This window comes from Paracoccus sp. MKU1, assembly GCF_001447385.1.
GTDB lineage: Bacteria > Pseudomonadota > Alphaproteobacteria > Rhodobacterales > Rhodobacteraceae > Paracoccus.
In genome coordinates this window covers 1-6,316 of record NZ_LLWQ01000111.1, presented here as the reverse complement: position 1 = coordinate 6,316, position 6,316 = coordinate 1, and the positions used below count along the sequence as shown (strand labels likewise).

The following is a 6,316-nucleotide window of genomic DNA, read 5'->3' as shown; positions in this document are numbered from 1 at the left end:
CGGCCGAGGGGCTGTGATGCTGGGCCGCCTTGAGGAGGTGAAGGCGCAGGTGCAGGCTGCGCTGGACGGGGCCATGGCCGGCCTGCCCGAGGGCGAGCTGACCGATGCCATGCGCTATGCCTGTATCGGCGGCAAGCGCATCCGCGCCTTTCTGGCGATGGAATCGGCGCGGCTGTTCGGGCTGCGCGACCGGGACTCGCTGCCCGTCGCGGCGGCGGTCGAGGCGCTGCATGCCTATAGCCTGGTGCATGACGACCTGCCCTCGATGGATGACGACGACCTGCGCCGCGGCTTGCCCACCGTGCATGTGCAATGGTCCGAGGCCACCGCGATCCTGGCTGGAGACGCGCTGCAAAGCCTGGCCTTCGGCTTGCTGACCGAGCCGCAGATCGGCGCGCCCGAGATACGCCTGGCGCTGGTGCGCGGCTTTTCCGAGGCGGTCGGGGGGCGCGGCATGGTCTGGGGGCAGGCGCTGGACATCGCCGCCGAGACCGCCATCGAACCCCTGGATCTGGTGGCCATCAAGCGGCTGCAAAGCGCCAAGACCGGGGCGCTGATCCAGTTCGCCGCCACCGCCGGCGCCGTCATGGCGGGGCAGGATACCGGCCCGCTGGCGGAATATGCCCGCAACCTGGGCCTTGCCTTCCAGATCCATGACGATGTCCTGGACGTGACCGGCAACGAGGCCGACACCGGCAAGCGCACCGGCAAGGACGGCGCCGCCAACAAGGCGACCTTCGTGTCGCTGCTGGGCCTGGAGGGCGCGCAGGACAAGGCGCGCAAGCTGGTGCGCAATGCCGAAACCGCGCTGGAACCCTATGGCGAGGGCGCAGGAAACTTGCGGCAGCTTGCGCGTTTCGTTATCGAACGCGACGCCTGACAGCCCGCCCGGAGAGGGGCAAGCCATGACCCATGAGACTTCCGACCGCCCCGCGACGCCGATCCTCGACCGGGTGCATCTGCCGTCCGACCTCAAGGACCTGACCGATCGCGAGCTGCGGCAGCTTGCCGACGAGCTGCGGGCCGAGACGGTCAGCGCCGTTTCCGTGACCGGCGGCCATCTGGGCGCCGGGCTGGGCGTGGTCGAGCTGACCGTGGCGCTGCATGCGGTCTTTGACGCGCCGCGCGACAAGATCATCTGGGACGTGGGCCATCAATGCTATCCGCACAAGATCCTGACCGGGCGGCGCGACCGCATCCGCACCCTGCGGATGCAGGGCGGGCTTTCCGGGTTCACCAAGCGGTCGGAAAGCCCCTATGACCCGTTCGGCGCCGGGCACAGCTCGACCTCGATCAGCGCGGCGCTGGGTTTTGCCATGGCGCGCGAGCTGGGCGGCGATCCGGGCGATGCCATCGCGGTGATCGGCGACGGCGCGATGAGCGCGGGCATGGCCTTCGAGGCGCTGAACAATGCGGGCGACCTGGGCAAGCGGCTGTTCGTGGTGCTGAACGACAACGAGATGTCCATCGCCCCGCCCACCGGGGCGCTGTCGCGCTATCTGACCCGGCTTTATGCCGAGGGCCCGTTCCAGGATCTCAAGGCCGTGGCCAAGGGCGCCGTCGGCTTCCTGCCGCCCTCGCTGCAAGAGGGCGCGCGCCGCGCCAAGGAGATGCTCAAGGGCATGACCGTCGGCGGCACCCTGTTCGAGGAGCTGGGATTCTCTTATATCGGCCCGGTCGATGGCCACGACCTCGACCAGCTTCTGCCGCTTTTCCGCACGGTCAAGGCGCGGGCGACGGGGCCGGTGCTGCTGCATGTCGTGACGCGCAAGGGCAAGGGCTATGCCCCGGCCGAGCGTGCCGCCGACAAGGGCCACGCCACGGCGAAATTCGACGTCGAGACCGGGGCGCAGGCCAAGGCGAAATCGAACGCGCCCAGCTATACCTCGGTCTTTGCCCGGGCGCTGGTCGATCAGGCCAGCCGCGACGCCCGCATCGTCGCCGTCACCGCCGCCATGCCGGACGGCACCGGGCTGAACCTCTTCGCCGAGCGTTTCCCGCGCCGCTGCTTTGACGTGGGCATCGCCGAACAGCATGCCGTGACCTTCTCGGCCGGGCTGGCGGCGGGGGGGATGAAGCCGTTCTGCGCGCTTTATTCGACCTTCCTGCAACGCGGCTATGACCAGGTGGTGCATGACGTGGCGATCCAGCGCCTGCCGGTGCGCTTTGCCATCGACCGGGCTGGCCTGGTCGGCGCCGATGGTGCGACCCATGCCGGCGCCTACGACATTGCCTTCCTCGCGAACCTGCCCGGCATGGTGGTCATGGCCGCCGCCGACGAGGCGGAACTGGTCCATATGGTCGCCACCGCGGCGGCCCATGACGAAGGCCCCATCGCCTTCCGCTATCCGCGCGGCGAGGGCACCGGCGTCGAGATGCCCGAGCGCGGCGAGGTGCTGGAGATCGGCAAGGGCCGGGTCGTGGCCGAGGGCAAGCGCGTCGCCATCCTGTCCTTCGGCACCCGGCTCTCCGAGGTCATGCGCGCGCGCGAGGCGCTGCTGGCGCGCGGCATCAGCCCGACGGTGGTCGATGCCCGCTTCGCCAAGCCGCTGGACCGCGACCTGATCCTGCGCCTTGCCCGCACGCATGAGGCGCTGATCACCATCGAGGAGGGCGCGGTCGGCGGTTTCGGCAGCCTGGTCGCGCAGCTTCTGTCGGACGAGGGCGTGTTCGACGGCGGGCTGCGCTTCCGCCAGATGGTGCTGCCCGACACATTCATCGACCATGCCAGCCCCGAATCCATGTATCGCGAGGCCCGCATGTCCGCCCCCGACATCGAGGCCAAGGTGCTGGACGTCCTGGGCGTGGCTTTGGCCAAACGTGCCTGAGAGGTGACAATGCTGCGTATCCTTCTGACCGGCCTCGCCCTTTCCGCCCCGCTGGCGGCGGCGGCGCAGGACTATCTGCCGAACCTGTTCGATGTCACCGTGGTCGAGACCTGGGACACGCTGAACGTGCGCGAGGCGCCGGACGGCAAGGCCAAGGTCATCGGCCGGCTGGCCTCGACCGCCAAGGGCGTGGAGCTGCTGGCCCGCGATGCCAGCGGCAAATGGGGCCGGGTGAATGTGGGCGAGACCACGGGCTGGGTGGCGCTGCGCTTTCTCAAGCCGCAGGCCACGGTCTGGAAGCCCGCCGAACTGCCGCTGGCGCTGCATTGCAGCGGGACCGAGCCCTTCTGGTCGGTCAAGACGGTGGAGAAGGGGCTGGTCTTCAGCGAACCGGACCAGCCCGAGCGCCAGCTTTCGCTGCGCAAGGTCATGGATCGCGGCATCGAGGGCGAGCCTACGCGCGGCATCATCGCCGGCGACGACAAGGGGCGGCTCACCGCTTTCGTGCGGCCCGAGCAATGCTCGGACGGCATGTCGGACCGCAGCTATGCCCTGGCCGTCGCGGTGATCCTGGACGGGCAGGAGCAGTCCTCGCGCATGCTGACCGGCTGCTGCTCGATCGCGCCCTAGGCTTCGATCCCCTCGGTCCGCGCCAGCGCGGCCAGGCCGGCGCGATAATCGGGATAGCGCAGCGTCACGCCCAGTTCCCGCTTGATGCGGGCGTTCGAGACGCGCTTGTTCTCGGCATAGAAGCTGCGCGCCATCGGCGTCATCTCGGCGCTGGCGTAATCCTCGGCCGGGGGCAGGGGCAGGCCAAGCAGTTCCGCCGCGTGGCCGATCACCGCCTCGGGCGGGGCGGGATCGTCGTCGCAGACATTGTAGATCGCGCCGGGGCGCGGCGCCTTGATCGAGGCCAGCAGCACCTGCGCGATATCCTCGGCATGGATGCGGGAAAAGATCTGGCCGGGCTTGACGATGCGCCGCGCCGTGCCGGCCCGCACCTTGGCAAAGGGGCCGCGCCCCGGCCCGTAGATCCCGGCAAGGCGAAAGATGTGCAGCGGCAGGCCGTGCCCGGCGGCCAAAGCCTGCCAGCCCCGCTCGGCCGCGACCCGTTCGCGTCCGCGCCGGGTCGAGGGGGTGCAGGGCGTGTCCTCATCGACCCAGCCGCCGTCCTGATCGCCATAGACCCCGGTGGTCGAGAGATAGCCCAGCCAGCGCGGGCGGCTGGCGGCGATCTCGGCGCCGAAGGCTGCCAGCACCGGGTCGGCGCCCTGTTCCGGCCCGACCGAGACCAGGATCGCGTCGGCTTGGGCGATGGCCTGGCGCACGGCATCCTCTTGCCCCGGCCAGCGCAGCGGCTCGGCCCCGGCTTGCGCCACGCGATCCGTGGCGTTGCGGGTGGTGCCGGTGACCTGCCAGCCCTCGGCCAGCAGCAGGGGCGTCAGGAAGCCGGCCGAATAGCCGTGACCAAAGACCAGCATCCTCATGCGTGCCCCCGCAGGATCTCGGCCGCGATGGCGAAGGAGCGGTGCCGTGCGGCCTGGTCGTGGATATTGCCGACCAGGATCAGCTCGTCGGGCTGATAGCGGGCGATCAGCCGGTCCAGTTCGGTCGCGACGGTCTCGGGGTTGCCGACGGCGCTGATGGCCAGCGCGGCATTGACCGTGGGCAGGATGCGCACCGGGATCGCCTCCAGCACGTCGTCGACCGGCGGCGGCAGCAGGCCGGGCATGCCCAGCCGCAGCCGGGCAAAGCTGATCTGCTGGCTGCTGCGCAACCGCTGCGCCTCGGCATCGGTCTCGGCGGCGATGACGTTCACCGCCAGCATGAAGCGCGGCTTCTCGCCGAATTCGGTCGGCTCGAAACGGTCGCGGTAAAGCTGCGCGGCCTGGTCCAGATCGCCGGGGGCGAAATGGCTGGCGAAGGCATAGGGCAGGCCAAGCGCGGCGGCGAGGCTGGCGCCATAGAGCGACGAGCCGAGGATCCAGACCGGGACATTCGTGCCCTCGCCCGGATGGGCCGCGACCGGGGCGCCGGGGCGCGGTGGGCCAAGATAGCGCAGCAGCTCGACCACGTCGTTCGGGAAATCCTCGTTGCGCTGCATCGACCGGCGCAGCGCGTGCATCACCGCGCCGTCGCCGCCGGGCGCGCGGCCCAGGCCCAGGTCGATGCGCGGCCCGTGGATCGTCGCCAGCGTGCCGAACTGTTCGGCGATGGCCAGGGGCGCGTGATTGGGCAGCATGACCCCGCCGGCGCCGACGCGGATCGTCCCGGTATGGTCCGCCACATGGCCGATCAGCACCGCGGTGGCGGCGCTGGCGATGCCGGGCATGTTGTGATGCTCGGCCAGCCAGAAGCGGCTGTAGCCCCAGCCCTCGGCGGCTTGCGCCAGCGCGACGGAATTGGCGATGGCCTGCCGGGCGTCCGAGCCCTCGGCCACCACCGCCAGATCGAGAACGGAAAATTCCATGCGGATCACTCCTTTGTCCCTCAGATAAGGCGTCCGGTGCCGGCTTGCCAGCCCGCGGCGGCGCTGGCACTCTCCGCCGAAACTGGAGAGCGCGCATGATGACCGACAGCCGGAGACTTCCCATCGAGACGCCCGAGCCCGCCGAGCGCGTCTATTTCGACGACCCGGCCGCCGCCGTGGCGCGGCTGATCGAGCTTTACGACCGGGCCTCGCATTTCCTGCTGGAACGGTTCCTGGCCACGCTGGAGGGCGGCCGGCCGGCGGCGCGCTATCGCGCCTTCTACCCGGAACTGCGCATGACCGTGCCGATCCATTCCAAGACGGATTCGCGCCTGTCCTTTGGCCATGTCGCGCTGCCGGGCACCTATTCGACCTCGATCACCCGGCCGGACCTGTTCCGCGGCTACCTGACCGCGCAGATCGGCCTGCTCATGCGCAATCACGGCGTGGCGGTGGCGATCGGCGAAAGCGGCACGCCGATGCCGGTGCATTTCGCCGTCGCGACGCAAAGCGACCTGAACGTCCCTCAGGAAGGCGTGCTGGACTATTCGCTGCGCGACGTCTTCGACGTGCCGGACCTGAACACGATGAACGACGACATCGTCAACGGCACCTCGGGCCCGAATCCGGACGGCAGCCACCCGCTGGCGCCCTTTACCGCGCAGCGTGTCGATTACTCGCTGGCGCGGCTGGCGCATTACACCGCAACCCTGCCCGAGCATTTCCAGAATTTCGTGATGTTCACCAACTACCAGTTCTATGTGGACGAGTTCGAGGCCTTCGCCCGCCGCGCGCTGGCCGATCCGAACTCGGGCTATACCGGCTTCGTCGCGCCCGGCAACCAGATCCTGGAGCGTCCCGAGGACATCATCGCCACCGGCGCCAAGATGCCGCAGATGCCGGCCTATCACCTCAAACGCCCGGATGGCGACGGCATCACCCTGGTCAATATCGGCGTCGGCCCCTCGAACGCCAAGACCGCGACCGACCATATCGCCGTGCTGCGCCCGCATGCCTG

The 6,316-nt window shown here is 69.6% G+C and carries 6 protein-coding genes; 4 read left to right on the top strand and 2 right to left on the bottom strand.

The window, feature by feature from the left end; all coding sequences use genetic code 11:
• Positions 1–16: 16 nt before the first annotated feature.
• Genes AQY21_RS07225 through AQY21_RS07215 form a run of 3 tightly spaced genes read left to right on the top strand, consistent with a single transcriptional unit; the run spans position 17 to position 3,458 of the window.
• On the top strand, positions 17–880 hold the full coding sequence (locus AQY21_RS07225; RefSeq protein WP_058097053.1) for a polyprenyl synthetase family protein: 864 nt from the start codon (positions 17–19) through the stop codon (positions 878–880).
• A gap of 25 nt (positions 881–905) precedes the next feature.
• A complete protein-coding gene (gene dxs / locus AQY21_RS07220) occupies positions 906–2,828 on the top strand; it encodes a 1-deoxy-D-xylulose-5-phosphate synthase (RefSeq protein ID WP_058097052.1) in 1,923 nt (640 codons plus the stop codon).
• Between the two features lie 9 nt (positions 2,829–2,837).
• Positions 2,838–3,458, top strand: coding sequence for a COG3650 family protein (locus AQY21_RS07215; RefSeq protein ID WP_058097051.1), 621 nt, complete (start codon positions 2,838–2,840; stop codon positions 3,456–3,458).
• On the opposite strand, the gene AQY21_RS07210 is transcribed toward AQY21_RS07215, so the two are convergent.
• Both AQY21_RS07210 and AQY21_RS07205 read right to left on the bottom strand, forming a co-directional pair.
• A complete protein-coding gene (locus AQY21_RS07210) occupies positions 3,455–4,315 on the bottom strand; it encodes an SDR family oxidoreductase (protein ID WP_058097050.1) in 861 nt (286 codons plus the stop codon). The two genes, AQY21_RS07215 and AQY21_RS07210, sit on opposite strands and share 4 nt — an antisense overlap.
• The gene (locus tag AQY21_RS07205) at positions 4,312–5,298 is read right to left on the bottom strand and encodes an LLM class flavin-dependent oxidoreductase (protein WP_058097049.1); all 987 of its coding nucleotides are present in this window, start codon (positions 5,296–5,298) and stop codon (positions 4,312–4,314) included. Before AQY21_RS07205 ends, AQY21_RS07210 begins: the two co-directional genes overlap by 4 nt.
• A gap of 95 nt (positions 5,299–5,393) precedes the next feature.
• Here AQY21_RS07205 and AQY21_RS07200 point away from each other — a divergent pair.
• Positions 5,394–6,316 (top strand): AMP nucleosidase (locus AQY21_RS07200; protein WP_082658019.1); only part of this gene is annotated, 923 nt, incomplete at its 3' end.

Coding starts and splice junctions, on each gene's coding strand:
- AQY21_RS07225 (WP_058097053.1), top strand. CDS start 17: ATGCTGGGCCGCCTTGAGGAGGTGAAGGCGCAGGTGCAGGCTGCGCTG.
- dxs (WP_058097052.1), top strand. CDS start 906: ATGACCCATGAGACTTCCGACCGCCCCGCGACGCCGATCCTCGACCGG.
- AQY21_RS07215 (WP_058097051.1), top strand. CDS start 2,838: ATGCTGCGTATCCTTCTGACCGGCCTCGCCCTTTCCGCCCCGCTGGCG.
- AQY21_RS07210 (WP_058097050.1), bottom strand. CDS start 4,315: ATGAGGATGCTGGTCTTTGGTCACGGCTATTCGGCCGGCTTCCTGACG.
- AQY21_RS07205 (WP_058097049.1), bottom strand. CDS start 5,298: ATGGAATTTTCCGTTCTCGATCTGGCGGTGGTGGCCGAGGGCTCGGAC.